Genomic DNA, 22944 nt, shown 5'->3' with positions numbered 1-22944 from the left:
GGCCCGCCGTCAGGCGAACCGCACGGTCTGCTGCAGGCGGGTGCGCACATCGAACAGTTCGTTGCCGCCGATCACGCGCGTGCCGCGGATGCCCGTGCGCAGCACCGTCGGCAGCACGCTGCGCCGCATGACGGCGACGAGCATGCTGCGTTCGGTGCGGATCGGCACGACCGGCTCGGCGAGGTCGTCGTCGGGAAAGACCAGCAGTGCCGCGCTGAAGCGTACGCGCGCGGTGCGAGAGAGAAGTCGGATGCCCTTGACCAGACCGCCCACGGGGGCATCCGCTCCCAGAACCTCTCCGCCTCGGAACCGCACATCCCCGCCGGTATCGGCCGACATCACACCGAACAGCCCCGACGGTCCGAGCACGACGTGGTCGATCTTGCCGTCGGCGTCCGCTTCGTGAGGTGCGGCCACGTCGTGCCACACGGTGAAGCCCATGCCGAGACCGGCGAGGATCCGCGCACTCTCCTCCTCGGCGAGGGCGTGCGCCAGCAGTGCCCGCAGCTCGACGGGGATCGTGCGCACGAACGCCGGATCGTACGGGGCGGCGATGTCAGCATCCGCCCGCTCCTGCACCCGCGCGACGTACTGGCGTCGCAGCCAGCCGCCCGCCTCGCCGTGCACCTGCGCGCGGGGGCGCGTGTCGGTGCGCGGCGGCGCACCCCACCCGCTCCACTGCTCCGCGCCCGCGAAACCGTGCCCACGGTCGTACGCGGCGCGGCTCTGCGGGGTGCCCACCAGCTCCCACGCCCGCTGCACGCGGATGAAGACGGCGGCGTCGCCGCCGGCATCCGGATGCGTGCGACGCAACTGCAGCCGGAACGCCCGGCGCAGCTCATCATCGGATGCCTCGGGCGCGACCCCCAGAACCTCGTAGGCCGATGCCGAGAGGGGACTGTCGAACATCGTTCTCCTCGTATCGGTCGGCGTGCTCAGGGTATTCGGCAGGGGTTTCGCGGCCGTGCAACCGAGCGCAACCGGGTGCAACGGAGGCGCACGTACCTTCATGCCCGAGGGCGGCGACCGTCCGCCCCGCACAAGGAAGTGAAACCGATGACCATTCTGACCGAAACCTCTTCGAGTACCGGCCGCGGCACAGTACCTTCCGGCACGATGCGTGCCGCCGTCACCACCCCCGAGCACACGCTCGCGGTGCAGGACGTCTCGATTCCCACCCCCGGACCCGGCCAGGCCCTCGTGCGCCTGATCACCAGCGGCGTGTGCCACACCGACCTGCACGCCGTTCGGGGCGACTGGCCCGTCGCCCCGAAGGCCGACCTCATTCCCGGCCACGAGGGCTACGGCGAGGTCGTCGCGCTCGGCGAGGGCGTCACCTCGCTCGAGATCGGCCAGAAGGTCGGCAACGCCTGGCTGTGGAGCGCCTGCGGTGAGTGCGAGTACTGCCGCACCGGCTGGGAGACCCTGTGCGAGAGCCAGCACAACGGTGGCTACTCGGTCGACGGCAGCTTCGGCGAGTACATGCTCGTCGACGAGCGCTTCGCGGCGCGCATTCCCGATGGCGTCGACCCTGTCGAGGTCGCCCCCATCCTGTGCGCCGGCGTCACCGTCTACAAGGGACTGAAGATGACCGGCGTCAAGCCGGGGGAGTGGGTCGTCATCTCGGGCATCGGCGGGCTCGGCCACATCGCCGTGCAGTACGCCCGCTCGATGGGCATGCGCGTCGTCGCCGTCGACATCGACGAGAGCAAGCTCGCCCTGGCCCGCAAGCACGGCGCCGAGGTGACCGTCAACGCGGCCACCGACGACCCCGGCGAGGCCGTGCAGCAGGCCATCGGCGGAGCCCACGGTGTGCTCGTCACCGCTGTGCACCCGAAGGCGTTCGGCCAGGCGCTCGCCGTCACCCGCCGCGGCGCGACGATCGTGTTCAACGGTCTGCCCCCGGGCGACTTCCCCGCCGACATCTTCGATATCGTGCTGCGCGCGATCACCATCCGCGGCTCGATCGTCGGCACCCGGCAGGACATGGCCGAGGCGCTCGACTTCTTCGCCCGCGGTGAGATCCACCCCACGGTCGCCGTCGAGCCGCTCGACGACATCAACGACATCTTCGAGCGCATGGAGCGCGGCCAGATCGACGGCCGCATCGTCATGAAGTACTGAGCCGAGAAGTTCTGATCAGACCCATCGGTGCGCCTCCGCTGCGGTGAGGCGCACCGATGCTGTTCGTGAGGCGCTGCTCAGGGCGATGTCAGTCGATCGCCCGGATCGTCATCTCCATGCCCATCGCGCGGTGATTGCCGACCGAGCACCAGGCATCCATATCGGCCGAGATCACGCCGACCTCGATCACCTCGGTCTCGCCCGGGCCCAGGTGATCCGTACCGGTGCTGTTGGCCAGCACGAGGTCGTGCACGTCGGTGCCGGTGTTCTCGAACGTGATGATCAGCTCGTCGCCGACGGGCACCTCGACGACGTCGGGGATGTATCGCATACCCTCGACCGTCACGGTCACCTCGGTGGTCTCACCGGTCGCCTCGACGTCGGATGCTGCCTGCCCGGCGACGCTCTGTGCCGAGGCGCATCCGCTCAGCAGCAGAACCGCAGCGATCAGTGCGGCGGGCGTCACGAACGGGCGGCGGATGGATGACACGGGCACTCCAGGGTCGGGCGAACACTCGGCATCCATCCTCGCCCATCGGTGCGGCGCGACCCTCATCGTCCGATCGGATCGGGCGCCGGGAATGAACCGGTGCAGCGTTTGGTTGTACATTCAACCAACGCATCGAACCGGAGGAAGCCATGAACGCTCAGCGCACCACGTCAGCACCCGAACGGGTCTTGAACGCTCACACCGCGATGGACGCGGTGACGTTGCGCGTCGGCGACCTCGAGGTGATGACCTCGTACTACGCCAACGCGCTCGCGCTCGAACCGCTCGAAGAGCGCTCCCGCGGAACCGAGGTGCACCGCGTCCTCGGGCGGGGCGCCACCCCGATGGTGCGCCTGATCGGCACGCCGGGTCTTCCCGCTGTCGATCCCCGCCAGGCCGGCCTGTTCCACACGGCATTCCTCTTCGACGATGCGCCCGCCCTCGCCGCGACCGTGCTGCGCGCAGCGCAGGATCAGCGCGGTCAGTTCACCGGATCGAGCGACCACCTGGTCAGTGAGGCCTTCTACTTCACCGACCCCGAGGGCAACGGCATCGAGCTCTACGTCGACCGCGACCGGTCGCAGTGGCGGTACGAGCACGGCACCCTGCAGATGTCGACCCTGTACCTCGACCCCAACGCCTACCTGCAGCGCCACCTCGACCAGAGCGTGCTCGCCGGTGTCGCCACCACCGCGGGGCGGGTCGGCCACGTGCACCTGCAGGTCGGTGACATCCCGACGGCCCGCGCCTTCTACGTCGACGCGCTCGGCTTCGAGACCACCGTCGACACCTACCCCGGCGCCCTGTTCGCCGCCGCGGGCGGTTACCACCACCACGTCGCGATGAACACCTGGAACAGCGCCGGCGCAGGGCCGCGCGCCGCGAGCCTTGGCCTCGGCGAGGTCGCCCTCACCGTGCCCAACCGCGACGACCTCGATGCGCTCGCCGCTCGGCTCGCCCACCGGGGTCTGCAGTTCGCCGACGACGGTCGATCGATCTCGCTCGATGACCCCTGGGGCACGAACGTCACGGTCGCACTGCCGGGTGCCGACGTCGACGAGGTACTCTCGCGCTGAACCGGGCCCGGCGCGGTTCAGCGCGAGGGTGGGCTCAGCCCATCCGGCTGGCGAGCATGCGCTGGTCGGGGTCGAGTCGCGTCAGGAGCGCGATCGTGATGTCGTGCAGCTGGCGTCGCTGCTCGGTAGAGAGTGCGTCGAAGACCAGTGCGCGCACGGTATCGACGTGACCTGGGGTGGCGCGGATCACCTTGCGGTGCCCGTCGGCGGTCAGCTTGACCAGCGTGGCCCTGGCGTCCTCTGTGCTGCGCGCGCGCCGCACGAACCCGCGCTTCTCGAGGCGACTGACCGCATGGGAGAGTCGCGAGAGCGTGGCATTGACGCCCATCGCGAGGCTGGTCATGCGCAGCTCGCGCCCTTCGGCGAGGGCGAGCATCGAGAGCGTCGCGTAGTCGAAGTGCGTGAGGTCCTCGTCGCGCAGCAGTTGCGCATCGACCTCATGCGGCAGCAGCTCCAGCACTGCCGTGAGGGGTGCCCAGGTGCGGCGTTCCTCGTCGGTGAACCCGCGTGGTGTCCGTGACTCGGCCATGTCCCGATCGTACCGGGAATAGTTGACACTTCAATGATGTTGACCACACAAGACGTTGAACATTCAACTACTTACGACGGGAGCACATCATGACCACCATCACGATCTTCGGCAACGGCAACATGGGCCAGGCCATCGGCGGCGTCTTCGCACGAGGCGGCGCGTCGATCCAGTACGTCGGCAGTGACGATAGGGAGGCCCGCCTCGAGGGTGACATCGTCGTGCTCGCCGTGCCCTACCCGGCGCTGGCCCAGATCGCCGACGACTACGCCGACCAGCTCGCCGGCAAGACCGTGGTCGACATCACCAACCCGCTCGATTTCAGCACCTTCGACGCCCTCGTCGTGCCCTCCGACAGCTCGGCCGCCGCCGAACTGCAGGCGCAGATCCCCTCAGCGCACGTGGTGAAGGCGTTCAACACCAACTTCGCTGCGACCCTCGTCACCGGAACCGTCGGCTCGCACGCGACCACGGTGCTCATCGCCGGTGACGATGCCGCTGCCAAGCAGTCCCTGGCCACGGCGATCGAAGCGGGCGGCCTGCACGCGGTCGACGCCGGTGCCCTTACCCGCGCGCGCGAGCTCGAAGCGCTTGGCTTCGTGCAGCTGACCCTCGCCGTGTCCGAGAAGGTCGGCTGGAACGCCGGCTTCGCGCTCAACCGCTGACCGACTGACGTCAGAGCGAGGGGTTCTGCACCGTACGGTGCAGGACCCCTCGCTACGAACGCGTTTAGGCTGGTGCCGTGAACAAGAACACGGTCTGGACCATCCTCGGTGTGATCGGCGCGGTCGTCATCGCCTGGTGGCTGGTGAACATTCTGTTCGCCGTGCTGGGCCTGATCGTGAAGCTCGCCCTCGTCGCCGTCGTGGCTGTCGTCGTCTACTTCTCCCTGCGCGCCTTCTTCCGCAGCGGCGCAGACTGATAGGCGCTCACCCGCGCAGGAACTCCAGCGCGGCCTGCCGGAACTGCCGCGAGCCCGGCGCGTTGAAGTGATGGCGTCCCGCGATCTCAAGGAACGAGCTCTGCGGAGCCGCCGCCGCCAGGCTGCGTGATCCCGCGATTACCGCATCCTGCTCGCCGGTCGCGAACAGCACCGGCTGTTGCGGCGCGTGTGCCGGATCGGGGTCGATCGAGCGCGAATCGCGCAGCCCCAACGCAAGTGCGAGCAGAGCTTCGAGGTCGTTGCCGGGAACGCGCTCGGTGAGCTCGAGATAGCGTCCGGTGCGGGCATCCGTCACCGGTGTGCCGTCGGCGATGTATCGGCGCACCTGGGCGACGTCGAGATGCTCCAGCGGGATGCCGTCGGGTACGCCGCCCAGTACCGCCCGCGGGATCCGATCGCCGAGGTCCTGCAGAACCTCCCAGCCGATCCGCGCGCCCAGCGAGTAGCCGACGTAGTACGCCTCGTCGATCAGGAACGTGTCGAGCACGGCTTCGACGTCGGATGCCATCGTGCGCACCGTGTACCCGGCGGAGTCATGTGGCTTCTGGCTCCGGCCATGGCCGCGCAGGTCGATGCCCAGCACGCGGTACCCCTCGCGCTCCAGCATCCGCACCCATCCGGTGAGCACCCACGTGTCTCGCGTGCTCGACGCGAAACCGTGCACGAGCACGACGGTGGGGGCCTCTGGGTCTCCCCACGAGTACGTGGCCAACGCGACGCCGTCCTCACCCACCTCGACGCGCTGCGGGTCGGGCATGCGGATGAGATCTGCGAGGGGGATGGCCACCCCTCCATGATGCTCCTCACGCCACAGTCCGGGCGCGGATCGGCGCAATCAGATGATCGAATCTCCCCGACCCCTCCCCAACGCCGAAACGATTCGATACACTGAATCACCCGCATGGCGCCGTCTTCGATCACGGTGCCATTCGTCTTCTCTGGCCGCACTCCGGCATCCGCTCTCTCCCCCTTTCGAGCTCTCATGGCAACCACCCTCATCACCGGACGCCCGTGGCGCGTCATCCTGGCCTTCTCTGTGCCGCTGCTCATCGGCAACGTCGTGCAGCAGCTGTACCAGTTCGTCGACACGATCGTCGTGGGACGGCAGCTCGGCGTGAACTCCCTCGCCGCTGTCGGCGCCACCGGCAGCCTGATCTTCCTCGTCATCGGCTTCGCCTGGGGGCTGGGCAGTGGCTTCGCGATCCCGACCGCCCAGGCGTTCGGTGCCGGAGACGCCAGGGGAGTGCGCCGCTCGGTCGCCACCGGCACCCTGCTCACGGCCGCCACCAGCCTGATCCTCACCGTGTGCGGCCCGATCATCGCCGGGCCGTTCCTCGAGCTGATGCAGACCCCGCCCGAGCTGCTCGCCGAGGCGACCGTGTTCACCCAGGTCACGTTCCTGGGCGGCAGCACGATCATGTTCTTCAACTACCTGGCCGCGATCATCCGATCGATCGGTGACTCGACCACTCCGCTGGTGTTCCTCACCATCTCGTGCGTGCTCAACGTCGGTCTGGTGATCCTGATGGTGGGCCCGCTGGGCTGGGGCGTCGCCGGAGCCGCGTGGGCCACCGTCGTCGCGCAGGCCGTCTCGGTCGTGCTCTGCCTGCTGTTCATGTGGCGGCGTCTGCCTGTGCTGCACGTGCACCGCGCCGATTGGAAGGTCAGCGGATCCGACATCGCCCAGCACCTGCGCCTGGGCCTGCCGATGGGCTTCCAGGCCTCGATCATCGCCATCGGCGCCCTGATCGTGCAGGTCGCACTCAACCGGCTCGGCGCCGATGCTGTCGCCGCGTACACCGCGGCATCCCGCGTCGACAGTCTCGCCGTGGCATTCCTCGCATCGCTGGGACTCGCCGCCTCGATGTACGCCGCACAGAACCTCGGAGCGCGTCGCCCCGACCGCATCCGTCGCGGCACGATCCAGGCGATCTGGATCGCGATCGCCGCCTCGGTCGTGCTCGGGGCGCTCCTGATCGCCTTCGGCGAGCCCGTCGTGCGCCTGTTCGTCGGCGAGGGAGCAGACGACGTCGTCGAGATGGCGCACCTCATGCTCATCATCAACGGACTCAGCTACTCGACCCTCGGCGTGCTGTTCGTGCTGCGTGGCGTGCTGCAGGGCATCGGCCGCGTGCTGGTGCCGACGATCACCGGTGTGATCGAGCTGGTCATGCGCGTGGTCGCCGCACTCGCGCTGGGCGGGCTCTGGGGATTCACGGGTGTCGCCCTGAGCAACCCGCTCGCCTGGCTGGGAGCGATCGTGCTGCTGATCCCGGCGTACATCGCCGCCCACCGCCAATTCGCGAAGATGACCGTCGACCCGGTCGAACCGACCCTCACCACCCCGATCACCACGATCACGACGCCGATCCCCGTGGTCGGCCCCAGCGAGGGCTCGCACACCGTCGATGCGGTGTTCACCGCGCCGGTTCCGATCGCGAGACCGCGCCTGACGAAGGTGCGGATGCCCCGCGTCGGCCGCCGACGCAAGGACTGACCTCCAGGCAGGCGGGCGCTGCTGCGCGGCGATTCACGGGCGTGTCACCCGTGGTGCACGCATCATCCTCTGGGATGATGCCGAATCGTTCTCAAGGAGGGCGTGACAACGCGATCTATGCGCGTAACCTTGATGTCAGATGGTGCGCGGGGGGCGTGCACCGATGACCGGGGGGTCGCAATGTCAACACTTCCAGTGGCGAACACACTGACGTCGGTTCTCGTGCCGATCGGATGGGCCGGAGCCGTTTTCGCCATCGTCTGCGCCATCGTCGTGCTCTACGCCGTCGCGCGCGGCGCCGCGGGGCTGACCGGCGGCGCGATCGGCGTGTGGTTCGTCGGGGCACTGCTCAGCGTCGCGTCGTCGTTCGCCAGCCAGTGGACGCCGATGATCATCGCCGGCGGCGCGCTCGCCGCGGCTCTCGTCGCCGGCGGCATGGTGCGGATGCTGACACTGCCGCGCCCCGTCACGGCGAAGCCGGCGGCATCCGTCGTTCCGACCGCAGCGTCCTCTCAGGTCGCGAAGTCGCAGACGGTCACGATCAAGACGCAGTCGATCAAAACGCAGTCGATCAAGACGCAGCCCGCCGCGGCTTGACGCGTTCGCGCCTGCTGGCGCCGCCCGAGGGGCGCCCACGCTCAGCGGCGTCGGGCTGTCACCGCGTGCGCCAGGCCGACCGTCAACCACAGGCCGCCCAGCCAGACGAACAGCAGGGTGAGCAACTGGGTTGAGAGCAGACCGCCTACCAGCGTCGTCAGGCCGAGCGTGGCGAGCACCCATCCGGGGGAGCGGTATCCGGTGACCATCACCGCGGCGATCAGCAGGACGCCGAGCAGGATCACCCAGCCCCAAGCGGTGACGGTTCCCGCGCCGGTGGTTGCTGTGCTCGACGTCAGCTGGGCCACAGCCATCGATACGGCGAACAACGACGGTGCCGCTGCCAGTGCTGCCCCGGTGATGCGCCAGCCGATCCCGAATCCTGACCCGCGAAGCCGGGTCCACACGATCAGCGCGGCCCAGGTCAGTGCCGCCGTCGGCAGGAACAGGTCTGGCATCACGATGGTGCCCAACAGGGGTGCCGCGGTCAGCACCAGGGCGGCCACGGCCGCGGTGGGCGTGCGAAAACGTCGCGGCGCGAACAGGGGTGCTGCGGCGATGAGCGCCGGCAGCAGGGCGACGAGCGCGAGCCATGGCCCATCCGCGGGGATCAGTGACTGCCCGATCATGACGGATGCCGGATCGGGGCGCGGCATCAGGAACGCTGCGACCACACCGGTGATCACCGCGACGGCGACCGCCGAGCCTTGCAGAACGCGCCAGGCGCGCTCAGGACGGCTGTCGTCGGCGCCGAACTCCTCTCGGGCACGTTCGGCGATCTGTCTCGGTGCGCCGAGTGTGCGGATGGTCTCGTCGAGCGGCCGGCCCTCGGCCTCGGCATCCGCGAAGTGCGCGCGCAAGTCGTCGAGTACCGCACCGCGGTGCTCGGGTGCGATGCCTGCCAGCATCCGCTCCACCGAACGCAGATAGGTGTCTTCAGTGCTCATGGTTCCCTCCGAGGATGCTGTCGACTTCGGCGCCCAACGCGCGCCACACGCTCGCGAACGCGCAGAGTTGTGCGCGACCTGTTTCGGTGATCGCGTAGTACTTGCGGGGTCGCCCTCCGCCGACTGCTTCGGTGCGGGTCGCGACGAGGCCGCCCTCGCGCATGCGGGACAGCAGCGGGTACAGGCTGCCCTCGCCGGCGATCAGGCCGCGGGACTGGAGCTCGCCGGCGAGTTCGAGGCCATAGCGCTCGGTGTTGGCGAGTAGTCCGAGCACGCAGAACTCCAGCACTCCCTTGCGGAGGTTCGTGGCGATGCGCTCGGTGCTGTCGGTCACGCCATCACCCTAAACCTTGCAACGCAAGTATTGCAATGCAAGATTTAGCTGATGTCGTCCCATCCCCACTGCAGCGTCAGGGCGCCTGGGCCGAAACCGCGCCGCAGCGCGTGCAGAGACGTCGCGCCTCGTAGCATCCGCACAGTCACGTCCTCGCCGCCGGGAGTGGACTCGACCTCCTCGATCCAGGTCGGGATCGCATTCGGGTGGAACCGCGTCCACAGCAGCAGTTCACGGCATTGCATCGCCACGCCGTGCCCGGTGCCGTCGCCCTGGGGGAAATCCGGCGGATAGTCGACCGCCCACTCGATCACCGCCGACTCGGGGCTGGTGATCGGACGCTCGAGCTCGAACAGGAAACCGTGCACCGTACGGCTCGGGTCGGTGTGCGTGGTCGCAATGCGTCCGCCGCCCAGTGCGCTGAAGGACGGACTCACCGTCGGGGTGCCCTGGGTGATCTCGACGAACGGCACCGCGGCGACCTCACCCGATGTGCTCTGCAGGATCATGCGCATCGCCCGACGTGACACGCGCCGATCCGGGCCGACGTCGGTAACGGCGTGGATGCTGAGTTCTCGCGTCGGATCGGGATACATCGCGCCCATCGCCGTGAACGTGTCGCGCACGCGCTGCTCGAGAGAATCCTCATCGAACGGGAACGCCATCGGCCCGAGCGGCCCGGTGCGCAGCGTCGAGCCCAACCGATCGATCAGTGCGCCCGGGTCGAGGCCCAACAGGCTTTCGAGGTCAGCCACGGCAGCGAGCGACTGCGCGCCTTCAGGTCGTCGCGCCCCCGAACGCCAGTAGCTCAGGGTGGTCACCGACACCGCATTGCCGCGATCCGTCAGCCGCCGGTGCAAGCCCGCCAGCGTCACGCCGCGCGCAGCCACCGCTTCTCGCAGGGCTGTGGCGAACGGAGCCGTCATCTGCTCGCCCGAAGTGCTCTCGCTCGTCACAGCAGGGCTCCCGGTATGTGAAGGTGGTGCGCCTAGATTGGCATACTTGCGCCGCGTCGGCCGCGTCTGGGGACGGACCGATGCGCGTACCCCCTCCGTAAGGGGGTTCGGCGATCGCCTGGGGAGGCTGCCGAACCCCCTTCACAGGCGCCCGGCGTAGACTGAAGGGGTCACCGATTCGAGGATCGTCATGCCTGCCCCTTCCCGCCCGTTCACTGCGCGCCACGTGCAGTTGGGCCGTGCCGTGATGGCCGCCATCGCCGCCATCATGATCACCTTCTCCGCCGACCATTCGGCCGCGATCGGCCTCTCCGTCTTCGGCGGCTTCGCGATCATCACCGCGACGATCCTGATCATCGCGGCGGTCATCGTCTATCCGAACGGCCGACGCTGGCCGGCGGTGATGATGGGCGCCTTCACCTTCTTGTTCGGTATGGCTGCGAGCGTGCCGGTCTGGCGTTCCGACACCCTGTTCTTCGTCCTCCTGATCGGGTGGGCGGCCGTGACCGGACTCGTCGAGTTGATCGCGGGCATCCGCTATCGCGGTACCGAGGGTGCGCGCGACGCGATTACGGTCGGCGCGATGGGACTGCTGCTGGCGCTGTTGCTGCTGCTCGTGCCGATCGATCTGGTGCAGGACTACACGGTTGGCGGTAACGACCTGGTTCTGACCGGCATCGTCATCGGAGTGGGCCTGTTCGGCGCGTATGCGGCGATCGTGGCCGTGTTCCTGGGTATCGCCGGCGTCTCGCCGAGCGCGAAGAAAGACATCGAATCGGATGCCGGCGCAGACCGCCTGGCAGACCATGGAGGACACGCATGACCGACCCCAAGCCGACGCGACGCGAGATCCTGCGTCCGCTGCACCTGGTGGGGATCGCCCTGGTGTGTGGCATCTTCGCCACGATCGTGACGCTCGTCTCGACCGGTGCATTCACCTCGCGCGTCAATTCGGCGATCGCGAAGGGCACCTACGAGGGGCTCACCCCGATCGGTCTTGGACTGGTCATCGGTGGCATCTCGTTCATCGTCACCCTCCTGGGCCTTGCCATGCTGATGCTCGCCGTCGACCCGGCCGACGTCACCAAGCGCGTTGATCGCGCCGTGCTGCTCTCGGATGACGACGCTGGTGCTGGTGCTGCAGGGGGTTCGGGTGCTGCCGTTGCGGATGCTGCAGCGACGGACGACGACACCGCCCCCGGTCAGTCCTCCCGCGCCTGACGCGCTCGCGCGCTTTCCTCTCTGGCGCCCTGGCGCTCGGCCCTCTGGCGTTCTTCTCCCTCACGAGGGGTCAATAAACGCTGGGTTTCACCCCTCGCACCCGACGTTTCTTGACCCCTCGTGAAGTGCGCGCGCGTTCGTGGGCGTTCGCGTTCGTGGGGCATGCGTGCTTGTGGGAGTGGGCGGCGCGGGCTAGGGCAGAGGCAGCTGCAGCATGCGGTCATCGCCGTCGCGGCGATCGCCGCGCCCATCGGTGTTGTTGGTGAGCACCCAGAACGTGCCGTCGGGGCCGGGCGCCACGTCACGCACGCGGCCGAACTCGCCGGCGTGCACTGCCGACGGGGCCGAGCCGCCTGCCGTGTCGAACAGCCACACGCGCTCGCCGCGCAGGGCCGCCATGTACACGACGTCGTCGATGATGGCGATGCCGCTCGGGCTCGCCTCGCTGGGCGCCCACACCGCGACAGGGTCGATGGCATCCGCCGCGTCCGCGACACCCTCGTGGTCGGGCCAGCCGTAATCGCCGCCGGCCTCGATGCGGTTGAGCTCGTCCCACGTGTTCTGCCCGAACTCGCTCGCCCACAAGTCGCCGCGTGAGTCCCAGGCCAGGCCTTGCACGTTGCGGTGCCCAAGGCTGTACACCGCCGTGCCGTACGGGTTCCCCGGTGCCGGGTCACCCTCGGGCGTCACGCGTAGGATCTTGCCCGCGAGCGACGCCGGATCCCTGGCCTCGGCGCGTCGACCGGCATCACCAGTCGTGATGTACAGCATCCCGTCCGGCCCGAACGCGATGCGTCCGCCGTTGTGCGTCGCGGCGCGCGGGATGCCCGCGAGCACGACCTCGGAGCCGGAACTGTCGAAGCCGAGCGAGCCGGGGGCGCCGGTCAAGGGCATCCGCACCACGCGGTTGTCGTCCGCCGCGCCATGGTACGCATAGAGCCATCGGATGCCACCGGACTCGCGCATCGCGAGGCCGTGCAGTCCCGATTCTCCGCCCGACACGACGCCGCTGACGGCGCCGACCTCGCGCTGCGCGCCGTCGGCGGTGAGTTCGAGTACGCGGCCGTCGTTGCGCTGCGAGATGAGTGCGCCGCCGCTCTCGAGCGGGAGCACCGACCACGGTGCATCCAGGTCCGATGCGAGCGTCACCGTTTCGGCGCTGGCCGTGCTCGGCGCAGCTGTCGGTTCAGTGCAGGCGGTGAGCACCAGCATCCCCGTCAGGATGCCGGCGACTGCGAAGCACGCGTTCCGACCCATGCCTCCAGCATGACGTGCTCCCGCTCACGAGGGGCACGAACCTCATGAGGGCGCACCACCTCACGACGGCAAGCCACCTTCATGAGGGGTCAAAAAACGCTGGGTTTCGCGCGCTCAGGCGACGTTTCTTGACCCCTCGTGGAGGAAGACAAGCGCCCAGGCTCAGCGGGCGAGGCGCTCGGCGAGGCCGGTGTACGTCGCGGGCGTGAGCGCGAGCAGGCGCTGCTTGGCAGCGTCGCCGATCTCGAGACCCTCGACGAAGGATGCCAGCTCGGCCGCGCCGACGCGGTGTCCGCGCGTGAGCTCCTTGAGCAGCGCGTACGGGTCGGTGATCGACGACCGTCCGGCGACCACCTCCGCGCGGATGACCGTCTGGATCGCCTCGGCCAGCACCTCCCAGTTGTGGTCGAGGTCGTCGAGCAGCACGTCGCGCGAGAGCGAGATCTCGTTCAGGCCGCGACGCAGGTTGTCGAGCGCGAGCAGCGAGTGCCCGAGGGCCACGCCGATGTTGCGCTGCGTGGTCGAGTCGGTCAGGTCGCGCTGCAGGCGGCTGGTCACCAGCGTTTGCGACAGTGAACCGAGCAGCGCCGCCGACAGTTCGAGGTTCGCCTCGGCGTTCTCGAAGCGGATCGGGTTGATCTTGTGCGGCATGGTCGACGAGCCGGTCGCTCCGGCCACGGGGATCTGCGCGAAGTAGCCGAGCGAGATGTACGTCCAGATGTCGGTCGCGAGGTTGTGCAGGATGCCACCGGCGTGCCGCACGCGGTCGTACAGTTCGACCTGCCAGTCGTGCGATTCGATCTGGGTGGTGAGCTCGTTGAAGTCGATGCCCATGCCTTCGATGTACTCGCGCGACAGCTGCGGCCAGTCGACATCCGGCTCGGCCGACAGGTGCGCCGACCAGGTGCCCGTAGCGCCCGAGAACTTCGCGAGGTACTCCGAGCCGGCGATCTGGCCGCGCACGCGCTCCAGACGCCACGCGAAGACCGCGAGCTCCTTGCCCATGGTCGACGGGGTTGCGGGCTGCCCGTGCGTGCGCGAGAGCATCGCGGCATCCGCGTGCTCGACGGCGAGTTCGCGCAGCTTGGCGATCACGGCGTCGAGTGCCGGCAGCCACACGCCCTCGATGGCGCGCTTGACGGTCAGGGCGTACGAGGCCGAGTTGATGTCCTCGCTCGTGCACGCGAAGTGCGTGAGCTCGGCGATCGAGTCCAGGCCCAGCGACGACAGGCGGTCGCGCACCAGGTACTCGACGGCCTTCACATCGTGGCGGGTGACGGCTTCCTTGGCGGCGAGCCAGTCGATCTCGGCCTGCCCGAAGTCGCGGTACAGCGCGCGGAGGCGCTGCTTGTCAGCATCCGACAAAGGCGACGTCTCGAACAGCGACCGGTCGGTGAGGGCGATCAGCCACTCCACCTCGACCTCGACGCGGGCGCGGTTCAGTCCCGCCTCCGAGAGGTAGTCGGCCAGGCCTGAGACGGCGGCCTGGTAGCGGCCGTCGAGGGGGCTCAGCGGCTGGGTCGGAAGCGAGGGCAGAGAAGTCAGCGGAGTTCCTCCTGCTCGGGGCCCCGCATCGCACGGGGCGACGTATGGGATGCCCGCACAGCCGGTTCGAGCTGGCTGAAGAGTCCGCGGGTCGCGGTCTCAATCATAGCGAGCACCGAGTCGAACATCTCGGGCCCTGCATAGTACGGGTCAGGTACATCCATGCTCGACGCATGCGGGTCGAACGTGCGCAGCAGCGTGACCTTGCCCTCGTCGTCCTCAGTGCGCGCCCACGCCCGCAGGATGCGTTCGTGGGTGCGGTCGAGGGCGACGATCAGGTCGTTCTCGGCGAAGGTCGTCGCGGCGAACTGTCGCGCGCGGTGCAGTGAGCCGTCGAACCCGCGGCGGGTGAGCGCTTCGATGGTGCGTTCGTCGGCGCGTTCGCCGACGTGCCAGTCGCCCGTTCCCGCACTGGTGGACACGACGCGAGAGCCGAGACCATGCCGTGCAGAGAGTGCGCGAAGCACCACTTCGGCCATCGGTGAGCGGCAGATGTTGCCCGTGCACACGAAGATGACGCGGAAAGGATCCGAGTCGGTCATCGCTCCATTCTGCCCGCTACCCGCGCTGTCCCCAATGGCTGGGGTGAGCGAGTTGTCCCCAGATCGTGGGAATCAGGACAGATCGGATGCCCGCAGCCGACCACTCTGGTGGGCATGTACTCGTTCCTTGCCGCCGAAGCGCCCGCCAGTTTCGACCTGTGGGCGGTGTTTGACGCCCTGCGCCTGCTGCAGGATGCCGAGGACCAGCTGGTCGCTGCGGAAGGCGTGGGGACGGAGCTGGTGGCGGAATCCTCGTGGCACAACGAGGGGCTCGCCGCGCGCAGCCTTCGTCAGGCTCTCGACGAGATGCACCAGCAGATCCGCGGTGAGACCATCGCCGTGCGGGAGCAGCAGGGTGTCGTGCGGGCGGTGGTGCGGTGATGAGCGACAACCTGGAAATCACCTCGGGTGGGGCGATCGCGATCGATTCGTCGATGGTGCGTGAGATCGGTCGCGGTCTCGGGCGGGTCGGCCGCCACCTTGAGGATGCTGCGGATCTGGCGCGACGGGCCCGGGCGACGATCGTGCAGGCGCCGGCGCTCGCCGCCGCGGTCGGCACGGGTGGGATCGATGCCTGCGCGCAGCGGTTGATGACGCTGGCAGAGCAGACCCGCATGCATGCGCATGGCACAGAGATGATGGCGGATACGTTCGAGCTGGTTGAGCTACGCACACGACAGTCGGCGCTCAGTGTGCATCGTCCCGACGAGGCGCTGGCGCTGCAGGGGCGGATCGATCAGCTGATCGCAGGTGACCCCGACATCGAGAAGCGTGCCGACATGCTGGTCGCGGCGTGGCAACAGACGCGGTTCGACGGCACCGGTGACCAGCCGTTGGATGCGCTCTTGTGGCATCCGGGCTCGGGGCCGATGCTCGGCCCCTTGGGCGCGGGCACGATCGGCGGAACGATGCTGGCGGTGTCGCAGATGATCGCCCGTCATGGTCAGGGGCTGCTGCCGTACGGTTCGAAGCCGACGGGCGAGGCGCCGCCGGTGCGCGTCACGCCGGTGTCGACGGGGACGACGAAACCGCCGACCGGAGTGCGTGATTCGTTGTCGCGCATCCCGTATGACGCTACGGGGCAGGTCGTCGTCGAGAAGTACACCATGGAGAACGGCGAGACGCGCTTCATGGCATACATGGACGGCACGCGCACCTCGACCTGGTGGACGGAGGATCCCTGGGACATGGGGTCGAACTGGGACATGTGGGTCGACCGTGACAAGGCGGCCTCGCAGGTGGCCCTGCAGAAGGCGCTGGAGCAGGCCGGTGCGAAGCCGGGAGACACGGTCGGCCTCGTCGGCTACTCACAGGGTGCCGGGATCGCGAGTGTCACCGCGATGGAGGGCGTGTACAAGGTCGACGTCGTGATCACGGCGGGCAACCCGGTTGAGCCGTCACTGGGGCCGGATCAGACGCTCGTCGAGCTGCGCCACCAGGGCGATATCGTCTCGAACCTGGCCGGCGGGGGCAGCTCGGGTGGCACGGGTTCGACCGGCAGCTTCACCGCGCACGCCGATGTCGGAGGAATGCTGCCGATCGCCGCGCACGGGTTCGAGGCATACCTCGACACCGCCGCTCAGGTCGACGCCTCGGGCGATCCGCGTGTAGACGACCTGAACGAGTCGTTCTTCGAAGAGCTGGGCCAGGCCGTCGAAGTCGAGACGACGGAGTACTTGGCCGAGCGGCCGGACGTGTGACCGGCTGGCCCGATGTGCTCAGTCGCGCTTCTTCTGCGGGCGCAGGATCGCCCCGAAGATCGCGTTGATGATCGAGATCAAGAAGGCGGCGACCACACCCCACCAGAACGACCCGACGTCGAGTCCCCAGCTGAAGCCGCTGGTGATCCATGCGGTGAGCCACAGCAGGAACCCGTTGATGATGAACGAGATCAGGCCGAGGGTCAGGATGTACAGCGGCAACGCGACGATCTTGACCACGGTGCCGATGATCGTGTTGACCAGGGCGAAGATCGCACCCACCGCGAGCAGCGTCAGCGCGACCTGCAGGGGCTCACCGGGTGAGAACGGGCGGATGCTGATCTCGAGCACGGTGATCAGGCTGACCACCCAGATGGCGAAGGCATTGACGACGACGCGGACGATGAATCCCATCCTTCGATGGTGCCACGCCGGCGCCGATCTTGTCAGGCATTCACACGGATGCCAGCGGCGATCACGGTGGCGAGCTCGTCCACGGTCATCTCGCTCTGCGCCGCTGTGAGCACGAGGTCGAACGCCTCGTCGTCGGTGAATGTCAGTTCGCACCCGTTCAGCTCCAGGAAGATGAACGTGAGCAACAGGGACAGTCGCTTGTTGCCGTCGAATAGCGTGTGATTCTGCGACAGCGAACTCAGCAGGGCGGCCGCCTTCTGCTCGATGCTCGGGTACGCATCGGTGCCGAACATGCCCGCTGACGGCCGGGCAAGTGCCGAGAGGAGCAGGCCCTGATCGCGTACGTGAAAGCCGAGCCTCGAGAGCACGGCCATCGCCTGCTCGGCTTCGACGTAGTCGACCATCAAGCGTCTTCGAGACGCTTCATCACATCGGCGTAGCGATCGATGATCCCGTCGGCGAGCGTCATGACTCTGGTGGTCTTCGACTCGCTGTTGGCGAAGCGCTCGGCTGCTTCGATGATCACCGCGTGCTTGGAAGTGTGGCGCGCGCGGGCGATCTCGTCGAGCTTCGCGTCGAGGTCCTCAGGGAGTCGCACCGTCATGGCCATACCAGAATGGTATCACCGGATGCAGGTGTCGGCTCCTTAGACTGATCCCGTGACAGAGTCGACACTGCCCCGCATCCGCCCCGAGATCGCCGCCCTGCCCCCGTACCGTCAGGGCAAGCAGGCAGGTCCCGAAGCGTTCAAGCTCTCCAGCAACGAGAATCCGTTCGAACCGCTCCCGTCGGTGCTCGCGGCGCTGCAGGACACCACGCCGATCAACCGGTACCCGGATGCCACCGCGGGTGCGCTGCGCGCCCGCCTCGGCGAGAAGTACGGCGTCGAATCGGATGCTGTGCACATCGGCACCGGCAGCGTGTCGATCCTCTACCAGCTGATCCTGGCGACAGCATCCGTCGGCGATGAGGTCATCTACGCCTGGCGCTCGTTCGAGGCATACCCGGGGCTCCCGCTGGTCGCCGGCGCGACCGGCGTGCAGGTGCCGCTCACCGACGGTGCGAGGCACGATCTCGACGCGATGGCGGATGCTGTCACCGACCGCACCCGCGCGATCATCGTCTGCACACCCAACAACCCGACCGGCCCGATCGTCACCAGCGCCGAGTTCGCGGCGTTCGTCGACCGTGTTCCGAGCGACGTGCTGATCATTCTCGACGAGGCCTACGCCGAGTTCGTCACCGCCCCGGATGCGGTTGACGGGCTCGCCGAGCGCGTCTTCGAGCGGCATCCGAACGTCGTCGTGCTGCGTACCTTCTCGAAGGCGTTCGGTCTTGCGGGGCTGCGGGTCGGCTACGCGATCGGGCACCCGCGCGTGCTCGACGCCGCACGCACCACGGCCATCCCGCTGTCGGTGACCAGTGCCGCCGAGCGCGCCGCGATCGCCAGCCTCGACGCCGAGGGCGAACTGCGCGAGCGGGTCACCGAGATCGTCGCGCGTCGCACGCGCCTGGTCGCGGGGCTGCGCGCCCAGGGCTGGGACGTGCCCGACTCGCAGGCGAACTTCGTGTGGCTGCCGACCGGTGCGGGCACCGACGACGCAGCCGCCGCGTTCGTCGCCGCCGACCTCATCGTCCGCCCGTTCACGGGCGACGGCATCCGCATCTCGGTCGGCGAGGAAGCATCGATCGACCGGGTTCTGCAGGTCGCGGCAACGCTGCGCTGAGCTCACCGAGGGGCCGAAAATCGCGGCTCCGGGCACTTCGTAGGGGGCCCGAGTTATGCACGGCCGGGCATGCCCGGATCGATAGCGTGGAACGGTGACCTCGACCGAAACACCTCTCGTTCGCGTTCTGCAGACGGACGGAAGCTACGCGCCGACGGCCGAAGCCGAGCAGTACCTGCCGTTCATCGACGCGCTCTCCGACGCTCAGCTTGAGCAGTTCTACCGCGACATGGTGGTCATCCGTGCCATCGATACGCAGGCCACCAACCTGCAGCGGCAAGGGCAGCTCGCCCTATGGCCGCCGAGTCGCGGGCAGGAGGCCGCGCAGGTCGGCTCGGCCCATGCCGCGCGTGGGCAAGACACCCTGTTCCCGTCGTACCGCGAGCACGCGGTCACCCGCATCCGCGGCGTCGACCCGCTCGACATCATCACGGTCATGCGGGGCAACTCGCACGGCGGATGGAACCCGCGCGACCCGAAGAACGGCAACACCCGCATCTACACGCTGGTGCTCGGATCGCAGACCCTGCACGCCGCCGGTTTCGGCATGGGCCTGGTGCTCGACGGCAAGACCGGCACCGGCGACCCGGAGCGCGACGAAGCGGTGGTCGTGTACTACGGCGACGGCGCCTCCAGCCAGGGCGATGTGCACGAGGCGATGGTCTTCGCCGCCAGCTACAACGCCCCCGTGCTGTTCTTCCTGCAGAACAACCACTGGGCCATCTCGGTGCCCGTGCAGACCCAGTCGAAGGTGCCGTTGGTCAACCGCGGCGCCGGCTACGGCATCCCGTCGGTGCGGGTGGACGGCAACGACGTGCTCGCCAGCTACGCCGTCTCGCGCGCCCAGCTCGACGCGGCGCGCAACGGCGGCGGCCCGCGCGCGATCGAGGCCGTCACCTACCGGATGGGCGCGCACACCACCAGCGATGACCCCACCAAGTACCGCGGCTCCGACGAGGAGCAGCAGTGGGCGCAGCGCGACCCCATCGCGCGCATGCGCGCTTTCCTGGAGGGGCGCGGAGCTGCGGCATCCCTGTTCGACGACGTCGAGACTGAAGCGGCGGATGCTGCCGAAGACCTGCGCTCCCGTGCCGTCACGCTCACCCCGCCGGGACGCGAGCTGATGTTCGATCACGTGTACAGCGACCCGCACCCGGTGATGGCAGAGCAGAAGGCGTGGCTCGACGGCTACGAAGCCTCGTTCGAAGAAGGAGCGCGCTGATGACTATCGAGTCGATGCCCATGTCTCGGGCGCTCAACGCCGGTCTGCGCAAGGCCATGCAGGACGACCCCCGGGTGCTGCTGATGGGAGAGGACATCGGCCCGCTGGGTGGCGTCTTCCGTATCACCGAGCACCTGCACCGCGACTTCGGCCCCCAGCGCGTGCTCGACACGCCGCTCGCCGAGTCGGGCATCGTCGGCACGGCGATCGGGCTGGCGATGGCCGGATTCCGGCCGGTATGCGAGATCCAGTTCGACGGCTTCGTGTTCCCCGCCTTCGACCAGATCACCTCGCAGCTGGCGAAGATGACCAACCGTCACGAGGGTGCTCTGTCGATGCCGATCGTGATCCGCATCCCGTACGGCGGGCACATCGGTGCCGTCGAGCACCACCAGGAGAGCCCCGAGGCGTACTTCACGCACACTCCGGGGCTGCGAGTGGTGTCGCCGTCGACTCCGAATGACGCCTACTGGATGATCCAGGAGGCGATCCGCTCCAACGACCCGGTGATCTTCCTCGAACCCAAGAGTCGGTACTGGCCCAAGGGCGAGGTCGATCTGTCAGCATCCGCCGTCCCGCTGCACGCGTCGCGCGTCGTGCGCCGCGGCAGCGACGTGACCCTTGTCGGCCACGGCGCGATGGTGACCACGCTGCTGCAGGCGGCGGCCATCGCCGAGGGTGAGGGCACAAGCTGCGAGGTCGTCGACGTGCGTTCGCTGTCGCCGGTCGACTACGGCCCCATCCTCGACTCGGTGCGCTCGACCGGCCGCATGGTCTACGCGCAGGAGGCGCCCGGTTTCACCAGCCTCGGCAGCGAGATCGCCGCGACCGTCATGGAGCGGGCGTTCTACGCCCTCGAAGCGCCCGTGCTGCGGGTCTCGGGGTTCGACACGCCCTTCCCACCGGCCAAGCTCGAGGGGACGTACCTGCCCGATGCCGACCGCATCCTCGAAGCCGTCGACCGCTCACTCGCCTACTGACCCGGCGCCTGTCGGAGCTGGCCCCCTGCAGACCCGTTCCCCACTGATCTCTTCCCCGCCTACTGCGCACAACTCCGGAAAATCTCACCGTTTCCGGCCATATCCGCCCGTACTGCCGTTCCGGACCATGGTTTTCCGGAGTTGTGGACGCCGCGTAGCCGAAAGGACACCCCATGAGTACTCAGACCTTCACCCTGCCCGACGTCGGCGAGGGGCTCACCGAGGCCGAGCTCGTCGCCTGGAAGGTCGCCCCGGGCGACACCGTGGCGATCAACGACGTGATCTGTGAGATCGAGACCGCCAAGTCGCTGGTCGAGCTGCCGTCACCGCACGCAGGGACCGTCGGTGAACTGCTGGTCGCCGAGGGCGTCACGGTCGAGGTGGGGGCGCCGATCATCTCGTTCGTCTCGGATGCTGTCGCGCCGGCCACCCCGGCGCCCGCGCCCGCAGCATCCGGCGAGGAGGGCGGCGGATCGGTGCTGGTCGGCTACGGCACCGGAGGCGGTGCCGTCTCGCGTCGCCGCAAGCCGGCCGAGCGACCCGTGCGCGCTTCGGTGGGCGTGATCGCCAAGCCGCCGATCCGCAAGCTCGCCCGTGACCTGAACGTCGACCTCACCGAGGTCACGCCGACCGGTGCAGACGGCGAAGTCACGCGCGATGACGTCGTGGGGCACGCGCAGCAGGCCAGCGTGTTCCGCAACATCGAGACCCCCGAGTGGGGAGATGTGCGCGAGGAGAAGCTGCCGGCCCCGGTGAGCGCCCCGGCGGGCCTGGCCCGCGGCATCCAGCCCGCTGCGCAGGACGACGATCGCAGTGAGTCGATCCCGGTCAAGGGTGTGCGCAAGGCGACCTCGTCGGCGATGGTGCAGAGTGCCTACTCGGCACCGCATGTGACCGTGTGGAAAGAGATCGACGCGACCCGCACGATGGAGCTCGTCAAGCGTCTGAAGGCGTCGCCCGACTTCACCGACATCCGGGTGTCGCCGCTGCTGATCATGGCGCGCGCCGTGATCTGGGCCGCGCGGCGCACCCCGATGGTCAACGCCGCGTGGGTCGACACCGACAACGGTGCGGAGATCGTCGTGCGCCACTACGTCAACCTCGGCATCGCGGCGGCGACGCCGCGCGGTCTGCTGGTGCCGAACATCAAGGACGCCCAGGATCTCGGACTGAAAGACCTTGCCCGCGCGCTGAACCGGCTGACCGTCACGGCCCGCGAGGGCAAGACCAGCCCCGCCGACCAGCAGGGCGGCACAATCACGATCACCAACATCGGTGTGTTCGGGATGGATGCCGGAACCCCGATCATCAACCCGGGCGAGGCCGGCATCGTCGCCATGGGCACGATCGCCCAGAAGCCGTGGGTCGTCGACGGCGAGGTGCGTCCGCGCTGGGTGACCACGGTCGCCGGGTCGTTCGACCACCGTGTGATCGACGGCGACGGCATGAGCCGCTTCATCGCCGACGTCGCCGCCGTGCTCGAGGAGCCCGCGCTGCTCGTCGACTGAGCGACCGAAGGGCTGTCAGTCGCGCGATGTGTTCGACAGCGTCAGCAGACGTCGTTCATCGGCATCAAGCCAGGTCGCGGCCTTCGGCACGCGTCGCTCGATCCGCTCTTCGTTGCGGGCCTGACGGAGTGCGTGCACGATCGCGAATCGGATGACCGCGTACGCGACGGCTGCGATCGCGAGCACGTAGAGGATCGGAACGAGGCTGACAATAAGAATGGACAACTCTTCCCCCTGAAGGATCCGTGGCTCGATGTGGCGAGCATAACAACGTGAGGCGGGGGATCGGGAACGCCCGCCTGCACCAAGTTGATAATGGTTCTCATTAGCAGTTA

At 68.4% G+C, this 22944-nt stretch carries 28 protein-coding genes; 14 read left to right on the top strand and 14 right to left on the bottom strand.

The window, feature by feature from the left end; all coding sequences use genetic code 11:
* Nucleotides 1-9 precede the first annotated feature (9 nt).
* On the bottom strand, nucleotides 10-909 hold the full coding sequence (locus JF543_RS01540; protein ID WP_206822541.1) for a J domain-containing protein: 900 nt from the start codon (nucleotides 907-909) through the stop codon (nucleotides 10-12).
* Nucleotides 910-1056: 147 nt separating this feature from the next.
* On the opposite strand from JF543_RS01540, the gene adhP reads away from it, so the two are divergent.
* A complete protein-coding gene (gene adhP, locus JF543_RS01535) occupies nucleotides 1057-2124 on the top strand; it encodes an alcohol dehydrogenase AdhP (RefSeq protein WP_224818392.1) in 1068 nt (355 codons plus the stop codon).
* An 88-nt stretch (nucleotides 2125-2212) separates the two neighbouring features.
* Here the strand turns inward: adhP and JF543_RS01530 are convergent, their stop codons facing one another.
* The gene (locus tag JF543_RS01530) at nucleotides 2213-2614 is read right to left on the bottom strand and encodes a cupredoxin domain-containing protein (protein WP_206822540.1); all 402 of its coding nucleotides are present in this window, start codon (nucleotides 2612-2614) and stop codon (nucleotides 2213-2215) included.
* 149 nt (nucleotides 2615-2763) lie between these two features.
* Between JF543_RS01530 and JF543_RS01525 the strand changes: the two genes are divergently transcribed.
* Nucleotides 2764-3690, top strand: a complete 927-nt coding sequence (locus JF543_RS01525) for a VOC family protein (RefSeq protein ID WP_206822539.1) — start codon at nucleotides 2764-2766, stop codon at nucleotides 3688-3690.
* Between the two features lie 34 nt (nucleotides 3691-3724).
* On the opposite strand, the gene JF543_RS01520 is transcribed toward JF543_RS01525, so the two are convergent.
* Complete coding sequence (locus JF543_RS01520; protein ID WP_206821433.1) at nucleotides 3725-4219, bottom strand: MarR family winged helix-turn-helix transcriptional regulator; 495 nt, start codon at nucleotides 4217-4219, stop codon at nucleotides 3725-3727.
* Between the two features lie 89 nt (nucleotides 4220-4308).
* On the opposite strand from JF543_RS01520, the gene JF543_RS01515 reads away from it, so the two are divergent.
* Nucleotides 4309-4884: an NADPH-dependent F420 reductase gene (locus tag JF543_RS01515; RefSeq protein WP_206822538.1), complete on the top strand. Its 576-nt coding sequence runs from the start codon at nucleotides 4309-4311 to the stop codon at nucleotides 4882-4884.
* 77 nt (nucleotides 4885-4961) lie between these two features.
* Nucleotides 4962-5141 (top strand): hypothetical protein, encoded by a 180-nt coding sequence (locus tag JF543_RS01510; RefSeq protein WP_206822537.1) that lies wholly within the window; start codon nucleotides 4962-4964, stop codon nucleotides 5139-5141.
* A 7-nt stretch (nucleotides 5142-5148) separates the two neighbouring features.
* On the opposite strand, the gene JF543_RS01505 is transcribed toward JF543_RS01510, so the two are convergent.
* Nucleotides 5149-5919: an alpha/beta fold hydrolase gene (locus tag JF543_RS01505; protein WP_179411733.1), complete on the bottom strand. Its 771-nt coding sequence runs from the start codon at nucleotides 5917-5919 to the stop codon at nucleotides 5149-5151.
* Between the two features lie 225 nt (nucleotides 5920-6144).
* Between JF543_RS01505 and JF543_RS01500 the strand changes: the two genes are divergently transcribed.
* Together JF543_RS01500 and JF543_RS01495 are read left to right on the top strand one after the other, a co-directional pair.
* Nucleotides 6145-7659 carry an MATE family efflux transporter gene (locus JF543_RS01500; protein ID WP_206822536.1) on the top strand — a complete coding sequence of 505 codons (1515 nt, stop codon included), beginning with the start codon at nucleotides 6145-6147 and terminating at the stop codon, nucleotides 7657-7659.
* Nucleotides 7660-7854: 195 nt separating this feature from the next.
* Nucleotides 7855-8256: a hypothetical protein gene (locus JF543_RS01495; protein ID WP_206822535.1), complete on the top strand. Its 402-nt coding sequence runs from the start codon at nucleotides 7855-7857 to the stop codon at nucleotides 8254-8256.
* A gap of 41 nt (nucleotides 8257-8297) precedes the next feature.
* On the opposite strand, the gene JF543_RS01490 is transcribed toward JF543_RS01495, so the two are convergent.
* Genes JF543_RS01490 through JF543_RS01480 form a run of 3 tightly spaced genes read right to left on the bottom strand, consistent with a single transcriptional unit; the run spans nucleotide 8298 to nucleotide 10493 of the window.
* Nucleotides 8298-9203 carry an HAAS signaling domain-containing protein gene (locus JF543_RS01490; RefSeq protein WP_206822534.1) on the bottom strand — a complete coding sequence of 302 codons (906 nt, stop codon included), beginning with the start codon at nucleotides 9201-9203 and terminating at the stop codon, nucleotides 8298-8300.
* Nucleotides 9193-9537: a helix-turn-helix transcriptional regulator gene (locus JF543_RS01485; RefSeq protein ID WP_179409632.1), complete on the bottom strand. Its 345-nt coding sequence runs from the start codon at nucleotides 9535-9537 to the stop codon at nucleotides 9193-9195. The genes JF543_RS01490 and JF543_RS01485 overlap by 11 nt, the downstream gene beginning before the upstream one ends.
* Before the next feature lie 44 nt (nucleotides 9538-9581).
* On the bottom strand, nucleotides 9582-10493 hold the full coding sequence (locus tag JF543_RS01480) for a hypothetical protein (RefSeq protein ID WP_347401063.1): 912 nt from the start codon (nucleotides 10491-10493) through the stop codon (nucleotides 9582-9584).
* Between the two features lie 190 nt (nucleotides 10494-10683).
* Here JF543_RS01480 and JF543_RS01475 point away from each other — a divergent pair, with 190 nt between their 5' ends.
* Both JF543_RS01475 and JF543_RS01470 read left to right on the top strand, forming a co-directional pair.
* Nucleotides 10684-11316: an acyl-CoA synthetase gene (locus tag JF543_RS01475; RefSeq protein ID WP_179409633.1), complete on the top strand. Its 633-nt coding sequence runs from the start codon at nucleotides 10684-10686 to the stop codon at nucleotides 11314-11316.
* Nucleotides 11313-11714, top strand: coding sequence for a hypothetical protein (locus JF543_RS01470; RefSeq protein ID WP_242519368.1), 402 nt, complete (start codon nucleotides 11313-11315; stop codon nucleotides 11712-11714). The genes JF543_RS01475 and JF543_RS01470 overlap by 4 nt, the downstream gene beginning before the upstream one ends.
* A gap of 192 nt (nucleotides 11715-11906) precedes the next feature.
* On the opposite strand, the gene JF543_RS01465 is transcribed toward JF543_RS01470, so the two are convergent.
* The 3 genes from JF543_RS01465 to JF543_RS01455 all read right to left on the bottom strand — a co-directional run bounded on the left by JF543_RS01465 (nucleotide 11907) and on the right by JF543_RS01455 (nucleotide 15058).
* Nucleotides 11907-12971, bottom strand: coding sequence for a PQQ-dependent sugar dehydrogenase (locus tag JF543_RS01465; protein WP_206822533.1), 1065 nt, complete (start codon nucleotides 12969-12971; stop codon nucleotides 11907-11909).
* A gap of 162 nt (nucleotides 12972-13133) precedes the next feature.
* On the bottom strand, nucleotides 13134-14507 hold the full coding sequence (gene purB, locus JF543_RS01460; RefSeq protein ID WP_206551326.1) for an adenylosuccinate lyase: 1374 nt from the start codon (nucleotides 14505-14507) through the stop codon (nucleotides 13134-13136).
* Nucleotides 14508-14512: 5 nt separating this feature from the next.
* Nucleotides 14513-15058: a low molecular weight protein-tyrosine-phosphatase gene (locus JF543_RS01455; RefSeq protein ID WP_179409635.1), complete on the bottom strand. Its 546-nt coding sequence runs from the start codon at nucleotides 15056-15058 to the stop codon at nucleotides 14513-14515.
* Between the two features lie 114 nt (nucleotides 15059-15172).
* Here JF543_RS01455 and JF543_RS01450 point away from each other — a divergent pair, with 114 nt between their 5' ends.
* Together JF543_RS01450 and JF543_RS01445 are read left to right on the top strand one after the other, a co-directional pair.
* Entirely contained in the window at nucleotides 15173-15439 is a 267-nt protein-coding gene (locus tag JF543_RS01450; RefSeq protein ID WP_179409636.1) for a hypothetical protein, read from the top strand.
* Entirely contained in the window at nucleotides 15439-16758 is a 1320-nt protein-coding gene (locus JF543_RS01445; RefSeq protein WP_206822532.1) for a hypothetical protein, read from the top strand. Before JF543_RS01450 ends, JF543_RS01445 begins: the two co-directional genes overlap by 1 nt.
* An 18-nt stretch (nucleotides 16759-16776) precedes the next feature.
* Here JF543_RS01445 and JF543_RS01440 read toward each other — a convergent pair whose 3' ends face one another.
* The 3 genes from JF543_RS01440 to JF543_RS01430 are packed head-to-tail and all read right to left on the bottom strand — an operon-like array spanning nucleotide 16777 to nucleotide 17782.
* The gene (locus JF543_RS01440) at nucleotides 16777-17172 is read right to left on the bottom strand and encodes a phage holin family protein (RefSeq protein WP_206550936.1); all 396 of its coding nucleotides are present in this window, start codon (nucleotides 17170-17172) and stop codon (nucleotides 16777-16779) included.
* Nucleotides 17173-17204: 32 nt separating this feature from the next.
* On the bottom strand, nucleotides 17205-17576 hold the full coding sequence (locus tag JF543_RS01435; protein ID WP_242519367.1) for a type II toxin-antitoxin system death-on-curing family toxin: 372 nt from the start codon (nucleotides 17574-17576) through the stop codon (nucleotides 17205-17207).
* Complete coding sequence (locus JF543_RS01430) at nucleotides 17576-17782, bottom strand: ribbon-helix-helix protein, CopG family (protein WP_206822531.1); 207 nt, start codon at nucleotides 17780-17782, stop codon at nucleotides 17576-17578. Before JF543_RS01430 ends, JF543_RS01435 begins: the two co-directional genes overlap by 1 nt.
* Nucleotides 17783-17831: 49 nt before the next feature.
* Between JF543_RS01430 and JF543_RS01425 the strand changes: the two genes are divergently transcribed.
* From JF543_RS01425 to JF543_RS01410, 4 genes are all read left to right on the top strand, one after another.
* Nucleotides 17832-18899, top strand: coding sequence for a histidinol-phosphate transaminase (locus JF543_RS01425; RefSeq protein ID WP_206822530.1), 1068 nt, complete (start codon nucleotides 17832-17834; stop codon nucleotides 18897-18899).
* Nucleotides 18900-18993: 94 nt separating this feature from the next.
* The gene (locus JF543_RS01420) at nucleotides 18994-20121 is read left to right on the top strand and encodes a thiamine pyrophosphate-dependent dehydrogenase E1 component subunit alpha (RefSeq protein WP_206822529.1); all 1128 of its coding nucleotides are present in this window, start codon (nucleotides 18994-18996) and stop codon (nucleotides 20119-20121) included.
* Nucleotides 20121-21101 carry an alpha-ketoacid dehydrogenase subunit beta gene (locus tag JF543_RS01415; RefSeq protein ID WP_179409648.1) on the top strand — a complete coding sequence of 327 codons (981 nt, stop codon included), beginning with the start codon at nucleotides 20121-20123 and terminating at the stop codon, nucleotides 21099-21101. Before JF543_RS01420 ends, JF543_RS01415 begins: the two co-directional genes overlap by 1 nt.
* Nucleotides 21102-21274: 173 nt before the next feature.
* Nucleotides 21275-22609 carry a dihydrolipoamide acetyltransferase family protein gene (locus JF543_RS01410; RefSeq protein ID WP_179409649.1) on the top strand — a complete coding sequence of 445 codons (1335 nt, stop codon included), beginning with the start codon at nucleotides 21275-21277 and terminating at the stop codon, nucleotides 22607-22609.
* A gap of 15 nt (nucleotides 22610-22624) precedes the next feature.
* On the opposite strand, the gene JF543_RS01405 is transcribed toward JF543_RS01410, so the two are convergent.
* Complete coding sequence (locus JF543_RS01405; RefSeq protein ID WP_206822528.1) at nucleotides 22625-22834, bottom strand: hypothetical protein; 210 nt, start codon at nucleotides 22832-22834, stop codon at nucleotides 22625-22627.
* Between the last annotated feature and the right edge of the window lie 110 nt (nucleotides 22835-22944).

Source organism: Microbacterium esteraromaticum (genome assembly GCF_017303215.1).
GTDB lineage: Bacteria > Actinomycetota > Actinomycetes > Actinomycetales > Microbacteriaceae > Microbacterium > Microbacterium esteraromaticum_C.
Note: the sequence above shows the minus strand (reverse complement) of the source record. Positions and strands in the feature narration are given on the sequence as shown.